General features: G+C 61.3%; 24 protein-coding genes. 4 read left to right on the plus strand and 20 right to left on the minus strand.

The window, feature by feature from the left end; genetic code table 11:
• Positions 1 to 2 precede the first annotated feature (2 nt).
• From AAZU54_RS04300 to AAZU54_RS04345, 10 genes are all read right to left on the minus strand, one after another.
• Positions 3 to 1169 (minus strand): phage tail sheath subtilisin-like domain-containing protein, encoded by a 1167-nt coding sequence (locus tag AAZU54_RS04300; RefSeq protein ID WP_186555397.1) that lies wholly within the window; start codon positions 1167 to 1169, stop codon positions 3 to 5.
• Between the two features lie 112 nt (positions 1170 to 1281).
• Positions 1282 to 1842, minus strand: a complete 561-nt coding sequence (locus AAZU54_RS04305; protein ID WP_434726643.1) for a tail fiber assembly protein — start codon at positions 1840 to 1842, stop codon at positions 1282 to 1284.
• A gap of 10 nt (positions 1843 to 1852) precedes the next feature.
• Entirely contained in the window at positions 1853 to 3727 is a 1875-nt protein-coding gene (locus AAZU54_RS04310) for a phage tail-collar fiber domain-containing protein (protein ID WP_434726644.1), read from the minus strand.
• A complete protein-coding gene (locus tag AAZU54_RS04315; RefSeq protein WP_434726645.1) occupies positions 3720 to 4328 on the minus strand; it encodes a phage tail protein I in 609 nt (202 codons plus the stop codon). Before AAZU54_RS04315 ends, AAZU54_RS04310 begins: the two co-directional genes overlap by 8 nt.
• A gap of 1 nt (position 4329) precedes the next feature.
• The gene (locus AAZU54_RS04320; RefSeq protein ID WP_434726646.1) at positions 4330 to 5211 is read right to left on the minus strand and encodes a baseplate assembly protein; all 882 of its coding nucleotides are present in this window, start codon (positions 5209 to 5211) and stop codon (positions 4330 to 4332) included.
• Positions 5208 to 5534, minus strand: a complete 327-nt coding sequence (locus AAZU54_RS04325) for a GPW/gp25 family protein (protein WP_434726647.1) — start codon at positions 5532 to 5534, stop codon at positions 5208 to 5210. Before AAZU54_RS04325 ends, AAZU54_RS04320 begins: the two co-directional genes overlap by 4 nt.
• 102 nt (positions 5535 to 5636) lie before the next feature.
• Positions 5637 to 6197 carry a phage baseplate assembly protein V gene (locus AAZU54_RS04330; RefSeq protein WP_434726648.1) on the minus strand — a complete coding sequence of 187 codons (561 nt, stop codon included), beginning with the start codon at positions 6195 to 6197 and terminating at the stop codon, positions 5637 to 5639.
• Positions 6194 to 6691, minus strand: coding sequence for a hypothetical protein (locus AAZU54_RS04335; protein WP_405130248.1), 498 nt, complete (start codon positions 6689 to 6691; stop codon positions 6194 to 6196). Before AAZU54_RS04335 ends, AAZU54_RS04330 begins: the two co-directional genes overlap by 4 nt.
• An 11-nt stretch (positions 6692 to 6702) precedes the next feature.
• On the minus strand, positions 6703 to 7041 hold the full coding sequence (locus tag AAZU54_RS04340; RefSeq protein ID WP_186555404.1) for a phage holin family protein: 339 nt from the start codon (positions 7039 to 7041) through the stop codon (positions 6703 to 6705).
• A gap of 463 nt (positions 7042 to 7504) precedes the next feature.
• Positions 7505 to 8251, minus strand: coding sequence for a LexA family transcriptional regulator (locus AAZU54_RS04345; protein ID WP_186555405.1), 747 nt, complete (start codon positions 8249 to 8251; stop codon positions 7505 to 7507).
• Between the two features lie 187 nt (positions 8252 to 8438).
• On the opposite strand from AAZU54_RS04345, the gene AAZU54_RS04350 reads away from it, so the two are divergent.
• From AAZU54_RS04350 to fdxA, 3 genes are all read left to right on the plus strand, one after another.
• Positions 8439 to 8579, plus strand: a complete 141-nt coding sequence (locus AAZU54_RS04350) for a hypothetical protein (protein WP_186555406.1) — start codon at positions 8439 to 8441, stop codon at positions 8577 to 8579.
• A 111-nt stretch (positions 8580 to 8690) separates the two neighbouring features.
• Positions 8691 to 11264: a DNA mismatch repair protein MutS gene (mutS, locus tag AAZU54_RS04355; protein ID WP_434726649.1), complete on the plus strand. Its 2574-nt coding sequence runs from the start codon at positions 8691 to 8693 to the stop codon at positions 11262 to 11264.
• Between the two features lie 141 nt (positions 11265 to 11405).
• Positions 11406 to 11729: a ferredoxin FdxA gene (gene fdxA / locus AAZU54_RS04360; protein ID WP_186555408.1), complete on the plus strand. Its 324-nt coding sequence runs from the start codon at positions 11406 to 11408 to the stop codon at positions 11727 to 11729.
• Positions 11730 to 13171: 1442 nt separating this feature from the next.
• Here fdxA and rpoS read toward each other — a convergent pair.
• The 8 genes from rpoS to AAZU54_RS04400 form a co-directional block, all read right to left on the minus strand.
• The gene (rpoS, locus tag AAZU54_RS04365) at positions 13172 to 14179 is read right to left on the minus strand and encodes an RNA polymerase sigma factor RpoS (RefSeq protein ID WP_186555409.1); all 1008 of its coding nucleotides are present in this window, start codon (positions 14177 to 14179) and stop codon (positions 13172 to 13174) included.
• A 108-nt stretch (positions 14180 to 14287) separates the two neighbouring features.
• Positions 14288 to 15145, minus strand: a complete 858-nt coding sequence (locus tag AAZU54_RS04370) for a peptidoglycan DD-metalloendopeptidase family protein (protein ID WP_186555410.1) — start codon at positions 15143 to 15145, stop codon at positions 14288 to 14290.
• 193 nt (positions 15146 to 15338) lie between these two features.
• Positions 15339 to 15977 carry a protein-L-isoaspartate(D-aspartate) O-methyltransferase gene (locus AAZU54_RS04375; RefSeq protein WP_186555484.1) on the minus strand — a complete coding sequence of 213 codons (639 nt, stop codon included), beginning with the start codon at positions 15975 to 15977 and terminating at the stop codon, positions 15339 to 15341.
• A gap of 38 nt (positions 15978 to 16015) precedes the next feature.
• A complete protein-coding gene (gene surE / locus AAZU54_RS04380) occupies positions 16016 to 16765 on the minus strand; it encodes a 5'/3'-nucleotidase SurE (RefSeq protein ID WP_186555411.1) in 750 nt (249 codons plus the stop codon).
• Positions 16753 to 17811: a tRNA pseudouridine(13) synthase TruD gene (gene truD, locus AAZU54_RS04385; RefSeq protein ID WP_392465878.1), complete on the minus strand. Its 1059-nt coding sequence runs from the start codon at positions 17809 to 17811 to the stop codon at positions 16753 to 16755. The genes surE and truD overlap by 13 nt, the downstream gene beginning before the upstream one ends.
• Complete coding sequence (gene ispF, locus AAZU54_RS04390) at positions 17808 to 18281, minus strand: 2-C-methyl-D-erythritol 2,4-cyclodiphosphate synthase (RefSeq protein WP_186555413.1); 474 nt, start codon at positions 18279 to 18281, stop codon at positions 17808 to 17810. Before ispF ends, truD begins: the two co-directional genes overlap by 4 nt.
• Positions 18282 to 18376: 95 nt before the next feature.
• Positions 18377 to 19231 carry an S-formylglutathione hydrolase gene (gene fghA / locus AAZU54_RS04395; RefSeq protein WP_434726650.1) on the minus strand — a complete coding sequence of 285 codons (855 nt, stop codon included), beginning with the start codon at positions 19229 to 19231 and terminating at the stop codon, positions 18377 to 18379.
• An 8-nt stretch (positions 19232 to 19239) separates the two neighbouring features.
• Positions 19240 to 20352, minus strand: a complete 1113-nt coding sequence (locus tag AAZU54_RS04400; RefSeq protein WP_186555415.1) for an S-(hydroxymethyl)glutathione dehydrogenase/class III alcohol dehydrogenase — start codon at positions 20350 to 20352, stop codon at positions 19240 to 19242.
• A gap of 107 nt (positions 20353 to 20459) precedes the next feature.
• On the opposite strand from AAZU54_RS04400, the gene AAZU54_RS04405 reads away from it, so the two are divergent.
• The gene (locus tag AAZU54_RS04405) at positions 20460 to 21356 is read left to right on the plus strand and encodes a LysR substrate-binding domain-containing protein (protein WP_186555416.1); all 897 of its coding nucleotides are present in this window, start codon (positions 20460 to 20462) and stop codon (positions 21354 to 21356) included.
• Between the two features lie 52 nt (positions 21357 to 21408).
• On the opposite strand, the gene ispD is transcribed toward AAZU54_RS04405, so the two are convergent.
• Positions 21409 to 22116: a 2-C-methyl-D-erythritol 4-phosphate cytidylyltransferase gene (gene ispD / locus AAZU54_RS04410; RefSeq protein ID WP_434726651.1), complete on the minus strand. Its 708-nt coding sequence runs from the start codon at positions 22114 to 22116 to the stop codon at positions 21409 to 21411.
• Positions 22113 to 22394, minus strand: a complete 282-nt coding sequence (ftsB, locus tag AAZU54_RS04415) for a cell division protein FtsB (RefSeq protein WP_186555418.1) — start codon at positions 22392 to 22394, stop codon at positions 22113 to 22115. Before ftsB ends, ispD begins: the two co-directional genes overlap by 4 nt.
• Positions 22395 to 22483 lie beyond the last annotated feature (89 nt).

Raw genomic sequence — 22483 nt, forward strand, 5'->3', positions numbered from 1 at the left:
CCTTAAGCGGCGGAATCGAGGACTTCGGTCAGCCACTGGTTGGTGACTTCGACGCGGAAATTGGGGTTTTCGGCAGGCGGGACATCGGTGAAGCGGATGTTCCAGTACACCTTGCCCTGCTCCAGTTGGCTGGCGGTGTTCAGTTCAGGGTCGGCGTAGACCTCGAAGTTGATGATCGCGCCCTGGTTCTTCAGGTCGCGCATGAAGGCCTGCAGGCCCTCGGTGACGTCCTTGACGTAGGTGGCGGTGATCGCCCGGTCGACTGCCCATTTGTGGCCGTAGAGAATCGCGTCCATGACGATGTCCATGGTCCGCACACGAGTGACGAAGGCCCATTTCGGATCGCTGGACAGGGTGCGGTTGCCCCACAGGCGGAAACCGTCGTCGCGAATGATGGTGGCGATGTTGGCGTTGTTCAGCAGGTTGGCGCGGCAGCTGTCGTCGCCATCGAGGAACTCCACCGGACGGCGGGTACCCGTGATACCGACGAACTCCTTGTTCGACGGCGAGGCCCAGAAGCCGTATTCGCTGTCAGTCCAGGCGAACAGGCCGGCGACCCAGGCCGAACCTGGTGCATCGACGGTGGCCTCGGCGTCGTTGTCCCAGTAACGCACGCCTGGGTCGACCAAGAAGGCTCGCTTGGCGCCAAAGTTGCCAGCGTAGGCGATGGCCGCCTCGTCGGTGGTGTTCGGCCCATCGATGATGGCGATGGCGCGCAGTTTGTCGGCCAGGGCGACCAGGGCGGTGCCAACGGCCTCGACGGCACTGTGCTGGGGCGCCACCAGCAGGCGTGGCTGGGCGTTGAAGCGGCTCTTGCCGTCGAGTAGCGCTTGCAGGCCGGTGCGTTTGCCGTCCGCTTGAACCGCGCCGATGATGGCTGCGGTCTGCTCGGCTGCGTCTTCGACCTTGGCTACGCCACAGGCGACGATGACGGCCTTGGCGCGGCTGTAGATTGCCCGGCAGGCCTTGGTGATGGCGGCGTCCTGGCCGAACGCCGCGACCGCTTCGCGCTCACTGGTGATCAGCACCAGCTCGTTGGCCTTCGCACTGATGCCAGCGCCTTCGCTGAAGGTGTCGACCAGGCCGATGATCGACGAAGAAGGCAGCGCAATGCTGCGCGCGCCGGTATCGACATTAGTAACGGTGACGCCGTGGAAGAATCCACTCATGTGTTAGTACTCCAGATATGAAAAGACCCCGCGGTGCGGGGTCTTTATGATGGGTAGTGTTGGAAAGAAAACACCCCGTCGATGCGGGGCGTTACTGAACGACATTCTTCTGTTAGGGACTGACAGGCCAATCGATGGTTTCCGGGAATCCTCGCTGCAGCTCAATCCTTGAGAGGGCAACCCGATAACGTTTCCATGCCAGCAACTGGGCAAGCTCGTCCTCGGCAGCCAGACAGAGGTCCACTGCATCCTGTAACGGAGGGATTCGTAGGGCGGCGATAACCAGCTTTTCATCGCGCACAGCACGCGCAGTAAGACGTAGAGCTTGCCGCTCCTCATCCAATACCCAAGTTTCGCCATTCCAGGTGAAAAGCTCCCCAGGGTAGGGCTGAGCGGTAAGGCCTGCTGGCAGCGGGCCGACGACCCAGTACTCGCGCATAACGCCAGTAGCAATGTCATAGACCTGGCCTCGGTTGTCTTCAATGTACTTCCAAGCTGACAAGTCAGCTGTGCGCACAATCGCATAACCTTTTCGCTGCGCAGGCGGGGCATCAAGGTAGGCAGAGGCAGGTACTAACCACTGACCAGAATCTAAAGGATCCGGGTCTGCCTGCCCCTCGCCTACATATTCCAGGGTTTCGTAGTGCGCGTAATAAATCTTCGGTGGATTCATGAATTTATCCTCAGAACTTGATGCACGCCAACAGGGCAACGTTACGCGGACGCGCCTCACTGCCACCATTTGCAGTGATGGTCACGGTATGAGTGTGATCACCAGCACTAGCCGCAGCAGCGGTAATGGCATGGGTGTGCTCACCGGCGATGTCGGTAGAGACTTTCGCCGTACCCTCGCTGCTGGTGCGCCCTGGAGGCATATCGAGCACTCGATGATCAGCACTGGATCCCTGCTTGTTCAACGTAAAGGTATGCGCGTGGCCTCCAGCGCTGGACGCCGTAGCTGTAATGGGATGAATATGCGCGCCAGCTGAAGTTGCTGTAGCCGCGTGGGTGTGGCTGAGGTTCTGCCCAGCCTGTACAGATCCCAACACTCGACTCGCATCCAGATTCCGCCCGTCATCAAGACCGCGGACAAACTCCCCACGTAGGTCTGGCAAATTGAATGTGCTGCTGCCGTTACCTGCACCAAACGTCGTGCCGATGACGGCAAACAACGCGGCGTAAGTAGAGCGGCTGACAGCGATGCCATTGGCCTTCATGAATCCCGCTGGAGGTGTGCTAGCACAGACATGGATGACACTTCCCACCGGCAAACCGTTCGCTTGAACGAACGCAGTGGTGGCGAGCTGGGTATTACTTGTCCCTGCCGCCGCCGTCGGCCCCGTCGGAACCCCAGTCAACGCCGGTGATGCCAATGGTGCCTTAGTAGACAAAGCAGCCGTAATGGTCGCAGAAAAGTTGGGATCATTGCCCAGTGCCAGGGCGAGCTCATTAAGCGTGTCCAGCGCTGCGGGTGACGCCCCCACCAGCGCGGTGATTGCACTGCGCACGAATGCTGTAGTCGCTAACTGTGTGGTGTTGGTGCCAGCGCTGGCCGTGGGTGCGGTCGGAGTACCCGTCAAGGCCGGCGATGCCAAACTAGCTTTCATCGTCAGCAGTTGGTCAATCTGCGCCTTGGTATAGACATCAATAAGCCCATAGCCCGCAACGGTCGTTGGGTTGCTCGAGGCGGTGACTCGCCCAAAAGGATCGACCGTAACACTGCGGTATGTCCCAGCGATAACGCCAGTACGGCCATAGGCCATTTCGAAGGCCAGCGCGGTTACGCCTACGGAAATAAGGCCGTCAGTTACCAGTTGCCAAGCGCTATCGCCATTGACGCTGCCTTGTTCGACATGCACCAGTAGCCCCGGAGTGACCTTGGTGGAACTGTCAGCATCGCTGCAGCGTGTCCAGGCGCCGCTAGCGGCGAGGTACAGGCCATTGTCCTTCGCGGCAGCCTGGTTCTTCACCAGAACCCGCGCGCCAGCTGGCAGCGCAACCCCGTCGATACCCTGCAATCCGCTTAAGGTAATAGCCGCAGTGGTCGCAGCCAGCACCGAATGCTTGAAGTCCTGCCTGGCCAACTCTTCTGTCACCCATTCACGGGTGGCCAGCACCACGCTGGGATCAATTTTCAGTTGCACATTGCTGGCACTGCTGACGACCAAGTTCATCCTCACGATCTGGGTACGACCCGATCCCTGGCTCAACAGCGGCTTGAAAGTCGGTGCGCAATTGGCCACTGCGATCATGTCGCCATCGGCGTCATACAGCGCGATCTCGCGGATCCAGCGGCCACCGACATCGGCAGGAATAACCTGCTCGGCGATGATGATGGCGCTGTTCTTGTCGTCGACCTTGAGCTGGTTCAGCGGCGCCCGGCGCCATTCGTTGAGCAGCTTGGTCTGGTTGGCACTTGGCGTCGGATCGGTGCCGTTGGCGTCGCCGACGCCCATCTGGGTGATTTTCCACGCGATGCCCAAGGCATCCGCGTTGGCCTGCTTCGCCGCCCCCACGTTGGTGAGAATGGCGTAGAACTGTGAATTCTGGTCAACCATGTGCAATGTCCAAGGTATCGATTGAATGTTCGCGGCCACCGCGACCGATGACGCCGATAACGTCTATGTCACGTGCCGCCAAGGGGTAGATGTCCAGCTCGTCGCCTTCTTGGCATGCGCAGCCGACATGAAAAGCGCCGCGGCTTTCGAGGCTGATGACCAGGCCGGTCAAATGTCGACTGACGGGCCTGGCGTCATCGATCAGCGACGACAGCTGCTGATAGGTTTGTTCGTTGATGCCTGCGTCGGACACGCCGATCTTCAAGGCGAAGGTTCCGGGCACTGCTGCGGGTTCGGCCTGCCACCACTCCTCTACCTCGATCAGATAGCCGAATGGCTCGACCACCCGCCTGAGTGCGCCGAGGGTGCCTTTGTGGGCGTGGACGAAGAACGCCGAGCGGATCACCGAACGCTTGATGGTGTCGCTCCAGCTATCGTCCCAGCGGTCGACCGACCACGCCCAGGCCAGCTGATAGAGCAGGTGTGATGGGCAGTTGTCGGGGTTGTAGAGCAAACGCAGGTCGACCTTGAGGTCTTCATCCCCGGCCACCTCGATGGCCCGCTCCAGGGGCGTACGATTGAGCGGTAGAAGGCTATGCATGTCAGCCTCCGCGCTTGAGTGAAAAACCCGTGCACCAGGCCGCCTGGGCCTTGCTCGGACGGATGTCGGTCCAGTTGCCCAGTTCGACCCGGCTGACACCGCCGATATGCAACTGGGCATCGATACCGGAGCGGGCAACTTCCAAGCCCAGGCGTCGTCGTGGGTTGATCCAGGCCTGCAAGCGGCGCTGGCATTCGGCAAGGATCGCCTCTGACTCCGGGCCGTTGTCAGCCATGTACAGCAATGCATCGATGCGATACGCCAGCACCTCGGCGCTGCGCACATTGACCCGGTCAGCCACGGGACGAATGTCCTCGTCGTTCAAGTAGGCCGCAACATCTGCCAGCAATTCAGGGCTGGCGACACCGTTGCCATCCAGGCTCAGCACCGTGACATCGACGACAGCCGGCGACGGGCTCTCGGCGGTCGCGTCAGCGACCAGCCCCGACGCGTTGCGGGCATGCAGGATGTAGCTGTTGCGCGGCCCTGCCGTGGTCAGCCCTTCGTAGACCAATTGCACCCGCTCGCGCAGGGCATCGTCGGACTCAAGCTGCGCCTCTACAGGCGGCACACGTGTCGGATCTGCCGCCTGGATCACCAGGCGCTGCAAACTGACATTAGCGGCCAGCTGGTCCAGATCACTGCCCTGCGCATAGGCCAGCAACAACGCCTTGGCCGCATCGTTGATACGCGCCCGGTTGAGCAGTTTGCGATAAGCGCCGACCTCCAACAGCTTGGTGACCGGATCGCTTTCGAGTTGCGCCGTCCAGTCATCCCCCAGGTGGGCGCGGAAGGTCTCCAGGTCGGCTTGGTAAAGGTCTTCATAGTTAAGGTCTTCGAGTAGCTGCGGTGCGGGCAAGCGGGAGAGGTCTACCTGGCTCATACGCTCACCTCCAGCAGGGCTTCGTCGCCCAGGTAGCGGCCACTCAGGAGCAGGCTGACCTGGCCATCGAGTATCGCTACCACCTTGACCCGCTCAAGCTTCAGGCGCGGTTCCCAGCGGCCCAGGGCGCGAGCGACCTCGGCTTGCACGGCGCTCTTCCAGCCTTCGTTGACCGGCATGTCGACATAGCGACGCAGTTGGCTGCCGTATTCGGGGCGCATGCGGCGGCTGCCAAGCGGCGTGGTGAGAATGTCGTCGATCGATTGGCGAAGATGAGCGATGCCGGCCAAGGGCTGGCCGCTGCGGCGATCCATGCCGATCATGGGGCACCTCCTGCGGCGGACCAGCCTGCACGGGCAGGCGCATGCTGATGGAGTTTCATAGTTGCCTCCTGATATGAAAAAGCCCGCAGCAGCGGGCTTCGTTCAATGTTTGTGATTGGCCGTATTCCCGGCCGTATCGATGATCCGGCCGCCGCCGTGGATATCGCCGCTAACCTGCAGCGGGCCGTTGATCGCGACGCTACCGGTGAGGGTGATGGCTGCGGCATCGAGCGTGATGGCGCCATCGCTGACCTGTACGGTGCTGGCGCCGACTGTGACCGTGGCGTTACCACTGGGCAGGTGGATGTCGTAGCGACGTGCTTGCCAGTCATAGGCCAGCGAGCCGCCATCGTCGAAATACCACGCCGCGACGTGATCGCGGTTATCCGGCGCGCTGCCGGCATTGCCATACAGGCCTGGCACGAAGGTACCCTGGGCCGGCTCCCCGCTGGGGCTGACCAGTACGCCCTGCTCGCCCAGGCTCGGCGCCCGCCAATGCCTAGCCTTGCCGGCGGCGAGGGAATGCCAGCGCAGCCAAGCGCTGGTCCAGCCACTGCCGTCGGCAACCCGCACTCGCGCTGCCGCCAGGTCGACCGCTACTACCCGGCATGGGATCAGCAAGCTGGCAAGCATGCGATCGTGCATGGCACTGGCGTAACTCATGCCAGGTCCTCCGGGGCGAAATAGCGGCTCTGATTACCAGGCCCGGTATCTGGATCGATGCCCAGCAGCAAGCTACCTGCGGGCTGATCTGGCCAGGGCCATTGGGGCTCGCCGAGCAGCACCGGCTGATCCCAGCGCACTTTCCAATCGCCCGCTTCGAACTGTGCTTGCACATTGCGGCTGGCTTCGACGAAATCCAGCCCCCAGAACTGTTGGCGCAACAGGTCCATCAATTGCGCCGCCAGCAGGCTGCCTTGCAGGCGAGCCTCAGGGTTGAGGGTGTCGGCGGTAATGTCAGCCTCGAAACTGGCGATCAGCACCGAGCGTCCATCGCGCGGCGCAGCGTCAGCTGTCATGCGCACGATGCCATGGCGCAGCGCCGGCAAAGCGGGGTTATTGCCTAGGGTTGAATGTGCATCGACTGACGCCAGCTCGGGCATCGCCTCACGGATCGTGGCGGTCAACGCCGCATATAAAGTGGTCAATTCGCTCATGCCATGCGCTCCTACCGCTCGTCCGTGGGGGATGCGTCGCGCAGCCCAAGTCGCTTCGCTGCCCAGCGCTCGTAAAGGCCGATGGCGACATCGGCGCCGGCCATGGCGGTCAAGCAGCCAAAGGCGCTAGCCGTCCAGATCGACATGCCGGTGGCATACAGCAGCATCACGGTGGATACCCCACATACCATGCATGCCCCAGAGCGCAGCGCCAGCCGCCGCACCAGCGACCAGCCGCGGGCGCCAGCTTTGTCGGCGCGCCACATTTCGCCAGAAATACCCCCCAGCAATGCCAGGACGATTACCAGCCAGAGCGGCATCTCCAGCAACGCTTGTTGCTCGTTCGTCACTGTCCTGTCTCCTGTGTGATGCCCGCCGGCAACTGCCGGCGGATCGATTACCGTTGATCGCGGCATTCCAAAAAGCCCGGCCCGCCAGGCTTTTCAGTAATGCGTTGGCAAACCGCCGGCCACGACTGGTGACGCCGCACGGTTACGCTTCAAATTGGTGACTCCGACCGCGGCCGCCTGCCCGCCGGATAACTGTTCGTGGTGCTTTACGCTGCACACCCGGGCCAGTTGCCAACCCTCTGAACAGTTGAGGCCTGTTCATCGCTGCCTGTGTAACAACCGGTTGCTGACCGGCTTGAGACACAGGTTATGCATTGATGCATATGCAGTCAATGCATTTCTTCAAATTTCTATGCATGGGAAATTGCTGATATGCATTCAAGCTATGCGCCGCGCAGGTTGTAGGAGTTTTCACAAGGCGAAAAAAAACCCGCCGAGGCGGGTTTTCTGTCGAGCAGGTTATTTAGCGGGCGTACATACCCCACCAGAACACATGGCCGAGCAGGCTGATCTGCTCCTCCTGCATTTGCTGGAAGCTGTAGTCTTCGTCGGGATGCTCATCGCGGTTGAAGCTGCGCAGCCGAATCCCGGTGGGCAGGCGGTAGACCTGCTTCACCCGCAATTGGCCGTTATGGTTGATGGCATAAAGGTCGCCGTCGACGATGTCACCGATCGAGCACTTGCCAGTATTGACCCCCACCGTGGCGCCATCGCGAAGCACTGGCAGCATGCTGTTGCCGCGCACTGTCACGCACTTGGCATTGTCGAACTGCACGCCATTGTGGCGCAGGCTGCGCTTGCCGAAACGCAGGCGCGCGCGCTCGCTCTCCTCGATGACGAATCTTCCTGATCCTGCTGCCAATTCGACCTCACGAAGAAAAGGTACCGACACCTCGTCATCCTCGACGGGGGTTTCATCGTCCCACAGGCTGATGTCACTGAGCTCGGCATGCCCATGGGCCGGTTGCGCCGCTTCACGCGACTCGCCCAGCTCGACACGGCCACGCAACTGATCGGTGCTCACGCCAAAATACTCGGCGATCCTCGACACGTGCTTGTCCGAAGGATCGACGATCTTCTCGCTGAGGATCCGCGACAGGGTGGATTGGGGAACGCCCGTGCGCCGGTACAGCTCCGTCGGGGACAGGCCGTGGCGGTCGAGCAAGGTTCTGAGTACGGAGGCTACGTTGCGTTTTTGCATAACATGCATAATGCAGCCAGCGCAATTGAAATGCAATCGATGCTGATGGGCAAAAAACTTGCATCCCTCCCTCGCCACTCGCTAACGTCGCGTCCGAGCTGAAACGCAGACAGGGGCGCCCGCGTTGAACATGCATAAAGTGCATAGATGGCTAGGAACCGCCATCAAATTGATTCTGGTTACTCTGGTGTGCTGGATGATCAGCCCACAAGTTTTCGATGACTACTCATCGAACCATCCACGTCGGGTATTCAGCCCGGGATTCATCATGCTGTGCACGCTAGTGGTGGTGTTCGAACTGCTCCTGCTCCAGCACCTCTATGGCCATCGCAGCTAATCATTGCCTGCGCAGATTTGCCCTACCCCAACCTCCTGCAGCGCTGGAAAAAAGCCTGTACCATTGCCGGTTTGAAAATCGCCAACCGAATCACCCGCTGTAAGGCCCCGAATGTCTGATCTCTCCGCACACACCCCGATGATGCAGCAGTACTGGAAGCTGAAGAATCAGCATCCGGACCAGCTGATGTTCTACCGCATGGGCGATTTCTACGAGATCTTCTACGAAGACGCGAAGAAAGCCGCCAAACTGCTGGACATCACCCTGACCGCACGCGGTCAGTCGGCCGGCCAGTCGATTCCGATGTGCGGGATCCCATTCCATTCGGCGGAAGGTTACCTGGCCAAGCTGGTCAAGCTCGGCGAGTCGGTGGTGATCTGCGAGCAGATCGGCGATCCGGCTACCAGCAAAGGCCCAGTCGAGCGTCAGGTAGTGCGCATCATCACCCCGGGTACGGTGAGTGACGAAGCACTGCTCGACGAGCGCCGCGACAACCTGATCGCTGCCTTGCTCGGTGACGAGCGACTGTTCGGCCTGGCGGTGCTGGACATCACCAGCGGCAACTTCACCGTGCAGGAGATCAAAGGCTGGGAAAACCTGCTGGCCGAACTTGAGCGGATCAACCCGGTCGAGCTGCTGATCCCCGATGACTGGCCGCGCGATCTGCCGGCCGAGAAGCGCCCAGGCTGCCGCCGTCGTGCACCGTGGGACTTCGACCGTGATTCGGCACGCAAAAGCCTCTGCCAGCAGTTCGCGACCAAGGACCTCAAAGGCTTTGGCTGCGACAAGCTGACCCTGGCCATTGGCGCGGCTGGCTGCCTGCTGACCTACGCCAAGGAAACCCAGCGCACCACCCTGCCCCATCTGCGCAGCCTGCGCCACGAGCGCATGGACGACACGGTCGTGCTCGACGGTGCCAGCCGGCGTAACCTGGAACTGGACATCAACCTGGCCGGTGGTCGCGACAACACCCTGCAGTCGGTCATCGACCGCTGCCAGACCGCCATGGCCAGCCGTTTGCTGAGCCGCTGGCTGAACCGCCCGCTACGCGACCTGAAAGTGCTGCAGGCGCGTCAGGATTCGATCCGTTGCCTGCTCGATGGCTACCGCTACGAGAAACTGCAGCCGCAGCTCAAGGAAATCGGTGACCTGGAACGGATCCTCGCCCGGATCGGCCTGCGCAACGCGCGTCCTCGTGACCTTGCCCGCCTGCGCGATGCCCTTGGCGCCTTGCCCGAGCTGCAAAACGCCATGGCAGAGTTGGAGGCGCCGCACCTGGCCCGCCTGGCCGCGATTACTGGCACCTACCCGGAACTTGCCAGCCTGCTGGAACGAGCGATCGTCGACAATCCGCCAGCGGTGATCCGTGACGGTGGCGTGCTCAAGACCGGCTATGACAGCGAACTTGATGAGCTGTTGGCCATGAGCGAGAACGCCGGCCAGTTCCTGATCGACCTGGAAGCACGTGAGAAAGCCCGCACGGGCCTGGCCAACCTCAAGGTCGGCTACAACCGCGTGCACGGCTACTTCATCGAACTGCCGACCAAGCAGGCCGAGCAAGCCCCTGGGGACTACATTCGCCGCCAGACCCTCAAGGGCGCCGAGCGCTTCATCACCCCAGAGCTCAAAGCGTTTGAAGACAAGGCACTGTCGGCCAAGAGCCGTGCCCTGGCGCGCGAGAAGATGCTCTACGATGCGCTGATGGAAACCCTGATCGGCCACCTGGCGCCGTTGCAGGACAGCGCCGCGGCACTGGCCGAGCTGGACGTCTTGAGCAACCTGGCCGAGCGCGCCCTGACGCTGGACCTGAACTGCCCAAGCTTCGTCGACGAGCCATGCCTGCGCATCGAGCAAGGCCGCCACCCAGTGGTCGAGCAAGTCTTGACCACCCCGTTCGTGGCCAACGACCTGGGCCTGGACAATGGCACGCGGATGCTGATCATCACCGGCCCGAACATGGGCGGTAAATCGACCTACATGCGTCAGACCGCGCTGATCGTGCTGATGGCGCACATCGGCAGCTTCGTCCCGGCGGCGCGCTGCGAGCTGTCGCTGGTCGATCGCATCTTCACCCGTATCGGCTCCAGCGACGACCTGGCCGGCGGGCGCTCGACGTTCATGGTCGAAATGAGCGAAACCGCCAACATTCTGCATAACGCCACCGACCGCAGCCTGGTGCTGATGGATGAAGTCGGTCGCGGCACCAGTACCTTCGATGGCCTGTCGCTGGCCTGGGCCGCTGCCGAGCGCCTGGCGCAGCTGCGTGCCTATACGCTGTTCGCCACGCACTACTTCGAGCTGACCGTACTGCCGGAGAATGAGCCGCTGGTGGCCAACGTGCACCTGAACGCCACTGAGCACAATGAGCGCATCGTGTTCCTGCACCATGTGCTGCCTGGCCCTGCCAGCCAGAGCTACGGCCTGGCCGTGGCGCAGCTGGCCGGTGTCCCGGCGCCAGTGATCCAGCGTGCCCGCGAGCACCTGGGCCGCCTGGAAACGACCAGCCTGCCGCATGAGGCGCCGGTGACCAAGGCCGCCAAGGGCGAGCCGCAAGCGCCGCACCAAAGCGATCTGTTCGCCAGCCTGCCTCACCCAGTCATCGAGAAGCTGGGCAAGCTGGACTTGGACGACATGACGCCGCGCCAAGCTATCGAAATGCTATATCAACTGAAGAACCTGTTATAACGGCCGCCTGCGCAAGCTGGTAGAATCCCGCGCGGTTTGCTGGTGCTGCAGGTTATTAGCCTGGCCTGCAGCCACATACCTGTGAACCGCGCTGCCCTGCAAGGAAGGGCACGCTGCCGTTGCCTGAGGAGAAAATTAGAAATGACCTTCGTCGTCACCGACAACTGCATCAAGTGCAAGTACACCGACTGTGTTGAAGTCTGTCCGGTGGACTGCTTCTATGAAGGCCCGAACTTCCTGGTCATCCACCCGGACGAGTGCATCGACTGTGCACTGTGCGAGCCAGAGTGCCCGGCTCAAGCCATTTTCTCGGAAGACGAAGTGCCTGCGGGCATGGAGAACTTCATCGAGATCAACGCCGAACTGGCGGAGATCTGGCCGAACATCACCGAGAAGAAAGACGCGCTGCCGGATGCTGAAGAGTGGGATGGCAAGACCGGTAAGATTGCTGATCTGGAACGCTGATACGCTTGGCGTTTCGGTTCAAGGAAGGTGGCCTTAGGGCCGCCTTTTTTATTGCCTGGGATTTGATCAGCAACGAAAACGCCCAAGGCTGAGCTTGGGCGTTTTCTGGAAGCTGGGTGAGGATTGCTCTGGCACTGAACGGCAGGCAAAAAAAAGGGGCGGTTTGACCCGCCCACATTTTTTCCGTAGTCCCTGTTTGTCCCAAACATCGTCCTGATGAATCGCTTTCCTGCGATGTCCTTGGCCTTCTTCCTGAGGGCCTGTGCCTGTCCGTCGGCACAGTTCGAATACTAGCGATTTCATTTTGGGAGACAAGCGTGGCAGCTTTCAAAACGTTACTACGGAAACACTTCTTCATATTTAATAAATCATTAACTTTCAATTGGTTAGGAAACGGATAGGTTTGAAAAGGACAATGATTTACTGACCCGTAGGTCGATGACTTACAGCATGTGTGAGCAATTTCTTACACGGGATGCAACTGGGGTAGCAGTCGACACATTCCTTTACTTGCAAATGGGGATGCTTTGGGGGCTTTGGGCTTTGGTATTGCGGGCTTATCCATTGTTTGTGGCGATGCCACTGGCCCCTTCCGCCTTTACGGCGGCTTACTTTTCTCTTGGGAAAAGTAAGCAAAACCGCTCGCTCCTGCATCCGGCCCTACGCTGCGCTTCGGGTTCCCTCGCTGCGGGCTTGCTCCCGTGAGGACCGCGCTGTACGGCCCCTCCTGGGCCGCAGCGCTTGACGGCCATCCATGGCCGTCACCTCACTCCGCAAACCCTCCGCTCGGCCTCCTGACGTCGCGAATCTGTAGCGTCTGAACCTGCGCGCACTAAGATCAAAAGCAGGCGCATCGCTACGCTCTCGCAGAAACCAAAGCCAAAGCCAAAGCCAAAGCCAAGTATCGAATTTTTATTTTGTGTTGTTTGTTCAGGCCTCTTCGCGGGCAAGCCCGCTTCCACAGGCTCACCGCCAGCCGGGAGAACAGTGCGCTACCTGTGGGAGCGGGCTTGCCCGCGAAGAGGCCGGAGTATCCAGCGCAGATGCCACTATCGCCAGATAACGCCAGCCCAGGCGCCGCCACTAACATCGCGACGTCAGTAGGCCGAGCGGAGGGCTTGCGAAGGGAGGTGACGGCCATGGATGGCCGTCAAGCGCTGCGGCCCAGGAGGGGCCGTACAGCGCGGCCCTCCCGGGAGCAAGCCCGGAGTGAGGGGACCCGAAGCGCAGCGTAGGGCCGGATGCAGGAGCAGGCGGTTTTGCTTACTTTTCCCAAGAGAAAAGTAAGCCGCCGTAAAGGCGGAAGGGGCCAGTGGCGTCGCCACAAAGAATGGATAAGCTCCCGATTCAAGAACTCAAGAAACTCAAACTCCCCGCAAAACAAAACGCCCCGAGATTATCGGGGCGCTTAGCGAACAAACCGTAAAACCAAAAAACACTACTTACTGAAACAACGACTCACTAGACAGCCCATTCTTCTCAAGAATCTCACGCAGCCGCTTCAGGCCTTCGACCTGAATCTGCCGCACTCGCTCCCGAGTCAGGCCAATCTCCAAGCCCACATCCTCCAGCGTACTGCTCTCATGCCCCCGCAGCCCAAACCGACGTACCACAACCTCACGCTGCTTGTCGGTCAACTCTCCCAGCCACTGGTCAATGCTCTGCGACAGGTCATCATCCTGCAGCAACTCACACGGGTCGGTAGGTCGATCATCCGTCAGGGTATCGAGCAGCGTCTTATCCGAATCCGGCCCCAGTGAAACGTCCACCGACGACACCCGCTCGTTAAGCCCAAGCATACGCTTGACCTCAGCGACCGGCTTCTCCAGCAGGGTGGCGATTTCTTCCGGGGACGGCTCGTGATCGAGCTTTTGCGTCAGCTCCCGCGCAGCACGCAGGTAAACGTTGAGCTCCTTGACCACGTGGATTGGCAGGCGAATGGTGCGGGTCTGGTTCATGATCGCCCGTTCGATGGTCTGGCGGATCCACCAGGTCGCGTAGGTGGAGAAACGGAAACCACGTTCCGGATCGAATTTCTCCACGGCGCGAATCAAGCCCAGGTTGCCTTCCTCGATCAGGTCGAGCAACGACAAGCCACGATTCACATAACGGCGGGCGATTTTCACGACCAAGCGCAGGTTGCTCTCGATCATGCGTTTGCGACCGGCAGGGTCGCCTTTTTGCGAGAGGCGTGCGAAGTGCACTTCCTCTTCGGGGGAGAGCAGCGGCGAGAAGCCGATCTCGTTCAGGTACAGCTGGGTAGCATCAAGCGCCCGGCTGTAATCGATGTACTTGTGTTGCTTGAGCGACGAGGCCTGTTTGGCCTTGGTCCGAACCGAAGGTACAGCAGGTTCGTCTGACACCACATCCGTTTCCAAAACGATGCCCGTCTCCATCAGGAGGAGGTCATCGTCGATGTCAAACTCCGGCACTTCTTTACTGAGAGCCATTGTTATAGTCCTTTGCTGAGTTCGAACTCAGACTCTAGCGACACCTGATTCCCTGGCAGCGCTGGAGCCTGTCCCCTCTACATCCAAGGAACAGGCCGGGTACAACGATCAACGACGTGGCAAGAACTGGAGCGGATCGACGGGTTTGCCCTGGCGGCGAATTTCAAAATGCAGCTTAACCCGATCAGTGCCCGTAGACCCCATTTCAGCGATAGCCTGCCCTGCCTTGACCTGCTGCCCCTCCCGAACCAAAAGCCTGCGGTTATGACCGTAGGCACTGACGTAGGTATCGCTGTGCTTGATGATGATCAGTTCGCCGTAGCCCCTCAAGCCACTCCCGGCGTAGACCACTGCACCACCAGACGCAGCAAAAACAGGCTGTCCCAAATCACCGGCGATATCAATGCCTTTATTCAAACTACCGTTTGAAGCGAATTTTCCAATCAGCACGCCGTTGGCCGGCCAGGTCCAACCACCGGCTGTACGCTCTGCGGCAGGCACTGTGGTGACCACTGGTGTGGTGGTTGCCGGGGTTGTTACAACGGGTTTACCGCTGCTCGCGGGTGGCGTTGTGGTGGTCCCAACCGGGCGCCGGATGACCGTGGTCTTGCTCGACGAAGAAGGGCTGGAGACCACTGTGGTACTACCGGTCGAACCACTGCTGAAACGAATCGGTTGCCCCGGGCGGATGGTATACGGCGCACTGATATTGTTGCGTGCGGCCAGCTCCTTGTAGTCCCAACCGTAGCGGAAGGCGATCGAGAACAGCGTGTCGCCCGGTTTGACGATGTACTGCCCCGACGTCACGGTCGGGCGCTTGGGCGCCGCGTTGTTGCGGTCGACCACCCGCGCGCCGCTCGAGCCGGTGCTGGAACAGCCCGCCAGCAGGGTGCCCATGGCCAGTGCAACCAGCAGGAGCTTGAAACCCGACCGATCCTTGCGCTGCAGACTGATTGTGTGACCCACCCGCGCTCCCCTCATGGTGCCGAAAACCGATATGACGAAACGAAATGCAATATTGTTTCAATTATAACCGAGCCCACGGCCATTGGGTGGGCTGGAGAAAGATCCGACGCCGCTTCAGGACTTACGGACACCCCGCCAGATAGACACAGCCACGCGGCAAGAATTCGTCAGCGCGGTAAATATTCGTTGTGGATCAAGCAAGCGGGCCATTGAGCAGGGGCACGAAGCGCACCGCACCGAGCACCCGTCGGGAGAAGCCATGCTCCTCGCGCACGATCAGCATCAGTTGCTGGGTCTCCCCTGCCGGCCCCACCGGGATCACCAAGCGTCCACCGGGCGCCAGCTGATCGAGCAACGCCTGGGGTACCTCAGGTGCAACCGCGGTGACGATGATGCCGTTATACGGCGCCAGCGCCTGCCAGCCGTCGCAACCGTCGCCCCAGCGGAACACCACGTTGCGCAGGTTGAGCTCAAGCAGGCGCTCCTTGGCCCGGTCTTGCAGAACCTTGATCCGCTCCACCGAGAACACGCGCTCCACCAGCTGCGCCAGGATCGCGGTCTGGTAGCCCGAGCCAGTTCCGATCTCCAGCACCTTGTCCAGAGGCCCCGCCTCCAGCAGCAGCTCACTCATGTGCGCAACCATGAAGGGTTGGGAGATGGTCTGGTTATGCCCGATCGGCAGCGCGGTGTCCTCGTAGGCCCGATGGGCGAGCGCTTCATCGACGAACAAGTGACGCGGCGTACGGCGAATGGCCTCGAGCACCTTGGGGTTCGAGACGCCCTCCTCGCACAAGCGCTGGATCAACCGCTCCCGGGTACGCTGGGAGGTCATGCCGATACCGCGGCGCAGCAGATCGTCTTGTTCGCGCATCAGAGCACGCCCTCCAGCCAGCCATCGAGCTGCTCGAAGGCATCGTTGAAGGTGCGGTCAAGCTGCAATGGGGTGATCGACACATAGCCTTGCATCACCGCATGGAAGTCTGTCCCCGGCCCGCCGTCTTCGGCGTCACCGGCCACGGCTATCCAGTAGCCTTCCTTGCCGCGCGGATTGACCACCTTGGTCGGTGCCGCCGCCCGCGCTCGATGCCCGAGGCGGGTGAGCTGGATGCCACGGATGTGCTCCAGCGGCAAATTCGGGATATTGATATTGAGAACGGTGCGTGCTGGCAGTTGCAGACGCGACTGCGCCTCGACCAGGCGCCGGGCGATGTAGGCCGCAGTCGGCAGATTGTCTGGCGCGCGCGACAGCAGCGAGAACGCCAGCGAAGTGCCCCCCAGGAAGCGCCCCTCAAGGGCCGCAGCAACTGTACCTGAGTACAACACGTCATCGCCCAGGTTCGCGCCCAGGTTGATACCCGAGACGACCATGTCAGGCGTCTGCGGCAGCAGGCCGTTGAGCCCCAAGTGCACACAATCGGTCGGCGTGCCATTAAGGCTGATAAAACCGTTGGCCAGCACCTGTGGGTGCAGCGGGCGGTCCAGCGTCAGCGAACTGCTGGCGCCGCTTTTGTCTTGATCCGGGGCGATCACCACGCACTCGGCATAATCGGCCAGCGCAGCATGCAGCGCGGCAAGGCCGGGTGCGGTAACACCATCATCATTGGAAATCAGAATACGCATGGGCTGTCCGTCTGCCCTACCGGCACCAGATCGACAAGCTCGCGCACCACCACGGTGGCGAAGCATCCGGCCGGCAGGACGAATTCCAGTTGCAGGATATCAGGCTCGGGATAATGCCACGTCAGGCCGCCAATAGGGAGCCGCAGGATGCGCCGTTCGTGACTCATGCCCGCTCGTGCCAGCCAATTGCACAGATCGGCATGCCGTTCAGCGATGCTCGACTCCAGCTCGGCGGTCGCACCGCCGGCGGGCGAGGCGCCTTCGCCCCACATCGGGCCGGTCGGATGCAGGTCGAGAATGGCCAAGCGCGGATCGGAACATTCAGCCTCACCCGCAGGAAAGAAGCTACGACTGTCGGTGAAGGCCAGCAGATCGCCAACCTGTGCCTGCTGCCAGCTGCCATCGGCGACCCGCGCGGCCAGCACTTGGTTGAACAGGTAGCTACGCCCAGCTGAAAGCAGACGTGAGCGGACATTGCGCTGCTCAGGCAGGGCAGCACGCGCAGCCCACTGCTGCGCATCATGCACGTTGCCGCCCGCATGGCCGAAGCGTTGGCTGCCGAAGTAGTTGGGCACCCCTTGAGCCTTGAGCTGCTGCAGACGCACATCCAGCGCCGCGTGATCAGCTGCCAGGGCAGTCAGGCGCAGGGTAAAACCGTTGGCCGAGTGGGCGCCGCGTTGCAGTTTGCGCTGGTGGCGCACCTGCTTGAGGATACGCAGGGTGTCGTCTTCGGCGCGCGTCAGGTCGGGGTCGGCCTTGCCCGGCAGATGCAGGCTGAACCACTGGCGTGTCAGGGCCTGGCGATCCTTGAGACCGGCATAACTGATCGAACGTACTGGCACGCCAGCGGCGCGCGCCAGACGGCGAGCGGCTTCCTCGGTGTTCAGGTCACGCTTCTCGACCCACAGCCACAAGTGCTCACCCTGGCCAGACAACGGAATGTCGAGCACTTCGTCGACCTGGAAGTCTTCGGCCACGGCCTTGAGCACTGCGCTACCCAGCGCCGCACCAGAGGCCCGGGGGCCGAGCAGTTCGAGTTCGGTCATGCTGGCAGCAACAGGGCGACCGCGTGCACGGCGATACCCTCCTCACGGCCGGTGAAACCGAGCTTCTCGGTGGTCGTGGCCTTGACGTTGACCTGGTCGAGTTCAACCTGCAGGTCTTGGGCAATGAATTGGCGCATGGTTTCGATATGCGGGGCCATCTTCGGCGCCTGGGCGACGATGGTGGCATCGATGTTGCCGACCTTCCAACCCTTGGCCTGGACGATGCCAACGACATGGCGCAGCAGCACCCGGCTGTCGGCGCCCTTGAACTGCGGATCGGTATCGGGGAAGTGCTTGCCGATGTCGCCTAACGCTGCGGCACCGAGCAGTGCATCGCTCAAGGCGTGCAACACCACGTCGCCGTCGGAATGGGCCAACAGGCCGTATTTGTGAGGGATACGCACCCCACCCAAGGTAATGAAATCACCGTCGGTGAAACGGTGCACATCGTAGCCATGGCCAATACGCATAGAAAAACGCCCTGATTAAGTCAGGGCGCGATTCTACCTGCTTTGAACCACCTTGGGCGTATGCTTTTGGGACCGCAGCACAGCCCCAATTATTTTCAGACTTGGCCTAAAGCCACGGCATGATGGCGCAGATGCTCATCGATAAAGCTGGCGATGAAGTAGTAGCTATGGTCATACCCCGGCTGCAAGCGCAACACCAGCTCATGACCAGCCTTGCGCGCCGCCTGCTCCAAGGCCTCAGGCTTGAGCTGCTTCTCAAGAAAATCATCGCGATCGCCCTGGTCCACCAACAGCGGCGGACACTGTCCGGCCGGCGTTTCGGCCAGCAGCACACTGGCATCCCACTCCCGCCAGCGCGCACGATCTTCACCCAGATAACGCGAGAACGCCTTCTCGCCCCACGGGCAATCCATCGGATTGCTGATCGGCGAAAACGCCGATACCGAACGGTACCGCCCAGGGTTACGCAAGGCGCACACCAATGCACCATGACCGCCCATCGAATGGCCACTGATGCTGCGCTGATCGGAGGCAGGGAAATACGCCTCGACCAGGGCCGGCAGTTCCTCTACCACGTAGTCATGCATGCGGTAGTGCTGGGCCCAGGGCTGCTGGGTAGCATTGAGGTAAAAACCTGCCCCCAGGCCGAAGTCCCAGGCGCCGTCCGGGTCACCCGGCACCTGTTCGCCACGCGGGCTGGTATCGGGGGCGACGATGATCAAGCCCAGCTCAGCGGCCAGGCGCTGGGCGCCGGCCTTTTGCATGAAGTTCTCGTCGGTGCAGGTCAAGCCGCTGAGCCAGTACAGCACCGGCAGCTTGGCGCCCTGCTCTGCCTGCGGTGGCAGGTAGACAGCGAACACCATGTCGCAGCCCAGGACCTTGGAGTGATGCCGGTAACGCTTGTGCCAGCCGCCGAAGCTCTTCTGGCAAGAGATGTTTTCCAGGCTCATGGCTGACCTCAGAAGTGGATCACGCTACGGATGCTCTTACCTTCATGCATCAGGTCGAAGGCTTTGTTGATGTCCTCCAGGCCCATGGTGTGGGTGATGAAAGTATCCAGCGGGATCTCGCCCTTCTCGGACATTTCCACGTAGCTGGGCAGCTCGCTGCGTCCGCGCACGCCGCCGAACGCCGAACCACGCCAGACGCGACCGGTCACCAGTTGGAACGGACGGGTAGCGATTTCCTGGCCGGCTCCGGCGACACCAATGATCACCGATTCGCCCCAGCCCTTGTGGCAGCATTCAAGCGCCGCACGCATCAGCTGGACATTGCCCACGCATTCGAACGAGTAATCGACGCCGCCGTCGGTGAGGTCGACGATGACTTCCTGGATGGGACGGTCGTAGTCCTTGGGGTTGACGCAGTCGGTGGCGCCGAGCTGACGGGCGATCTCGAACTTGCTTGGGTTGATATCGACGGCAATGATCCGCGAAGCCTTGGCCTTCACCGCACCGATGATCGCCGACAGGCCGATACCGCCCAGGCCGAACACTGCCACCGTGTCACCGGGCTGGACCTTGGCGGTATTGAGCACGGCGCCAATGCCGGTGGTGACGCCACAGCCGAGCAAGCAGACCTTCTCCAGCGGTGCTTCTTTCTGGATCTTGGCCACGGAAATTTCCGGCAGCACGGTGTACTCGGAGAAGGTCGAGGTGCCCATGTAATGGAACAACTGCTGGCCTTTGTATGAGAAGCGGGTAGTGCCGTCCGGCATCAGGCCCTTGCCTTGGGTAGCGCGGATGGCCTGGCACAGGTTGGTCTTGCCGGAAAGGCAGAATTTGCACTTGCCGCACTCGGGGGTGTACAGCGGGATGACATGATCGCCGACTGCCAGCGAGGTGACGCCCTCGCCCACTGCCTCGACGATTGCCCCGCCCTCGTGGCCGAGAATCGACGGGAAGATGCCTTCCGGGTCGGCGCCAGACAAGGTGTAGGCATCGGTATGGCAGACACCGCTGGCGACCACGCGCAGCAGCACTTCACCGGCCTTGGGCATGGCCACGTCGACTTCGACGATTTCCAGGGGTTTCTTGGCCTCGAAGGCTACGGCAGCACGGGACTTGATCATCAGGGTCTCCAGACAGAGGGTCGATTCGATTCATCCAGTGTAATTCACCACTGTTTGATGAATAATCCAGGCAAAGACAAAACATTATTGCCATACAGGGATAATCGATGAGTAATCGCTGGGAAGGCATCGACGAATTCGTCGCGGTGGCCGAGTCGGGCCAGTTCACCGCAGCCGCCGAACGCCTGGGGATTTCCTCCTCTCATATCAGCCGGCAGATCGCCCGCCTGGAAGAACGCTTGCAGACCCGCCTGCTGTATCGCAGTACCCGCCGGGTCACCCTGAGCGAAGCCGGGCAGACGTTCCTGCAGCATTGCCAGCGCTTGCAAGATGGCCGTGAAGAAGCGCTGCGGGCCATGGGCGACCTGGCCAGCGAGCCCAAGGGCCTGCTGCGCATGACCTGCGCGGTGGCCTATGGCGAACGCTTCATCGTGCCACTGGTGACGCGCTTCATGGCGCTGTATCCGCAGCTACGGGTGGAAGTGGAACTGAGCAACCGCACCTTGGACTTGCTGCATGAGGGCATGGACCTGGCGATCCGCCTGGGCCGCTTGCAGGACTCAAGGTTGGTTGCCACCCGCTTGGCGCCGCGGCGGATGTTCCTGTGCGCCTCGCCGGGCTACCTGGAGCGGTATGGTCGACCGCACAGTTTGTCTGAGCTGGCGCGACACAATTGCCTGATCGGCAGTTCGGATATCTGGGCGCTGAAGCAGGACGGGCGCGAATTCAGCCAGCGAGTGCAAGGCAACTGGCGTTGCAACAGTGGCCAGGCGGTGCTGGATGCGGCGCTGCAGGGGATGGGCTTGTGTCAGCTGCCCGACTACTACGTGCTCGAGCACTTGAACAGTGGTGCGCTGGTGTCGTTGCTTGAGGCGCATCAGCCGCCCAACACGGCAGTGTGGGCGCTGTATCCGCAGCAGCGGCATCTGTCGCCGAAAGTGCGGCGGTTGGTGGATTATCTGAAGCAAGGGTTGGGGCAATTGCCGGAGTACGCCAGCCACTAAGCAAGCAGATGAAGCTCCCACGTTGCCAGGCGATGCCTCGCTCTGGGGGCAATCAGCGGCGAGAAGCCCAACGCTGGCGCAACCACTCCAGATCTTCCGGGCGGGTAACCTTGATGTTGTCACTGCGCCCCTCGATCAGGCGCGGTGCCAGCCCCGCCCATTCCATGGCCGAGGCCTCGTCAGTCACCGCCACATCAGACACCAGGCACTCGGCCAACGCCCGATGCAACGCGCCGAGCCGGAACATCTGCGGGGTAAATGCCTGCCAGATGGTGCTGCGATCAACCGTAGCGCTGACCCGGCCATCGCCATCGGCTCGCTTGAGCGTGTCGCGCGCCGGCACTGCCAGCAAGCCACCCACCGGATCATCCGCCAGCTCCGCCAGCAGCCGGTCCAGATCGCTACGGGCCAGGTTTGGCCGCGCAGCATCATGCACCAACACCCAGTCACCGTCCGCCGCCCCTTGGGCATGCAACAGCAACAAGGCATTGAGCACCGAGTCAGCCCTTTCGCGCCCGCCGCCAGCGCGCTGGATGCGCGCATCGCTGGCGCAAGGCAGGCCCGGCCAGTAAGGATCATCTTCAGCAATACTGACCACCACGCCCTTGAGCGCAGGATGGCCGAGGAAACAGTCGAGACTATGCTCGAGAATGGTCTGCCCACCCAATTGCAGATACTGCTTGGGCCGATCGGCAGCCATGCGGGCACCGACGCCCGCCGCGGGAATCACGGCCCAGAAAGCCGGTAGTAATGGGGTCATTTTTGCGGCAGCTGGTAGAGGGTTTCGCCCTCCTTGACCATCCCCAATTCATGACGGGCCCGTTCCTCCACGGTCTCCATACCTTTCTTCAACTCCAGGACTTCTGCATCGAGCACGCGATTACGCTCCAGCAGCCGCTCGTTCTCGGCATGCTGTTCGTCAATCTGCTGCTTGAGCTCGGTCACTTGCGCAAGGCTGCCGCTGCCGACCCAAAGGCGGTACTGCAGGCCACCGAGCAACAGGAGCAAGATGAGAAACAACCAATAAGGACTGCGCATCAAAGTATCCAGGGTTAAAAGGCCGCAGCCACGAGGCTCCCGATAGCACGAAGCCTGGCCAAGGCCAGGCTTCGTCGACAGAAACCCCG

Origin of the sequence: Pseudomonas sp. Je.1.5.c (assembly GCF_051129895.1) — a bacterium.
GTDB classification, from domain to species: Bacteria; Pseudomonadota; Gammaproteobacteria; order Pseudomonadales; family Pseudomonadaceae; genus Aquipseudomonas; species Aquipseudomonas urmiensis.

Bases quoted from the DNA above. Each gene is read 5' to 3' on its own strand.
- AAZU54_RS04335 (WP_405130248.1), bottom strand. From the start codon at position 6,691: ATGAGCGAATTGACCACTTTATATGCGGCGTTGACCGCCACGATCCGT.
- ispD (WP_434726651.1), bottom strand. From the start codon at position 22,116: ATGACCCCATTACTACCGGCTTTCTGGGCCGTGATTCCCGCGGCGGGC.
- fdxA (WP_186555408.1), top strand. From the start codon at position 11,406: ATGACCTTCGTCGTCACCGACAACTGCATCAAGTGCAAGTACACCGAC.
- AAZU54_RS04400 (WP_186555415.1), bottom strand. From the start codon at position 20,352: ATGATCAAGTCCCGTGCTGCCGTAGCCTTCGAGGCCAAGAAACCCCTG.
- surE (WP_186555411.1), bottom strand. From the start codon at position 16,765: ATGCGTATTCTGATTTCCAATGATGATGGTGTTACCGCACCCGGCCTT.
- ftsB (WP_186555418.1), bottom strand. From the start codon at position 22,394: ATGCGCAGTCCTTATTGGTTGTTTCTCATCTTGCTCCTGTTGCTCGGT.
- AAZU54_RS04310 (WP_434726644.1), bottom strand. From the start codon at position 3,727: ATGGTTGACCAGAATTCACAGTTCTACGCCATTCTCACCAACGTGGGG.
- AAZU54_RS04350 (WP_186555406.1), top strand. From the start codon at position 8,439: ATGATCAGCCCACAAGTTTTCGATGACTACTCATCGAACCATCCACGT.
- mutS (WP_434726649.1), top strand. From the start codon at position 8,691: ATGTCTGATCTCTCCGCACACACCCCGATGATGCAGCAGTACTGGAAG.
- ispF (WP_186555413.1), bottom strand. From the start codon at position 18,281: ATGCGTATTGGCCATGGCTACGATGTGCACCGTTTCACCGACGGTGAT.
- AAZU54_RS04315 (WP_434726645.1), bottom strand. From the start codon at position 4,328: ATGCATAGCCTTCTACCGCTCAATCGTACGCCCCTGGAGCGGGCCATC.
- AAZU54_RS04405 (WP_186555416.1), top strand. From the start codon at position 20,460: ATGAGTAATCGCTGGGAAGGCATCGACGAATTCGTCGCGGTGGCCGAG.
- AAZU54_RS04375 (WP_186555484.1), bottom strand. From the start codon at position 15,977: ATGACCTCCCAGCGTACCCGGGAGCGGTTGATCCAGCGCTTGTGCGAG.
- AAZU54_RS04345 (WP_186555405.1), bottom strand. From the start codon at position 8,251: ATGCATGTTATGCAAAAACGCAACGTAGCCTCCGTACTCAGAACCTTG.
- rpoS (WP_186555409.1), bottom strand. From the start codon at position 14,179: ATGGCTCTCAGTAAAGAAGTGCCGGAGTTTGACATCGACGATGACCTC.
- AAZU54_RS04320 (WP_434726646.1), bottom strand. From the start codon at position 5,211: ATGAGCCAGGTAGACCTCTCCCGCTTGCCCGCACCGCAGCTACTCGAA.
- AAZU54_RS04325 (WP_434726647.1), bottom strand. From the start codon at position 5,534: ATGATCGGCATGGATCGCCGCAGCGGCCAGCCCTTGGCCGGCATCGCT.
- AAZU54_RS04330 (WP_434726648.1), bottom strand. From the start codon at position 6,197: ATGAGTTACGCCAGTGCCATGCACGATCGCATGCTTGCCAGCTTGCTG.
- AAZU54_RS04305 (WP_434726643.1), bottom strand. From the start codon at position 1,842: ATGAATCCACCGAAGATTTATTACGCGCACTACGAAACCCTGGAATAT.
- AAZU54_RS04300 (WP_186555397.1), bottom strand. From the start codon at position 1,169: ATGAGTGGATTCTTCCACGGCGTCACCGTTACTAATGTCGATACCGGC.
- truD (WP_392465878.1), bottom strand. From the start codon at position 17,811: ATGACCGAACTCGAACTGCTCGGCCCCCGGGCCTCTGGTGCGGCGCTG.
- fghA (WP_434726650.1), bottom strand. From the start codon at position 19,231: ATGAGCCTGGAAAACATCTCTTGCCAGAAGAGCTTCGGCGGCTGGCAC.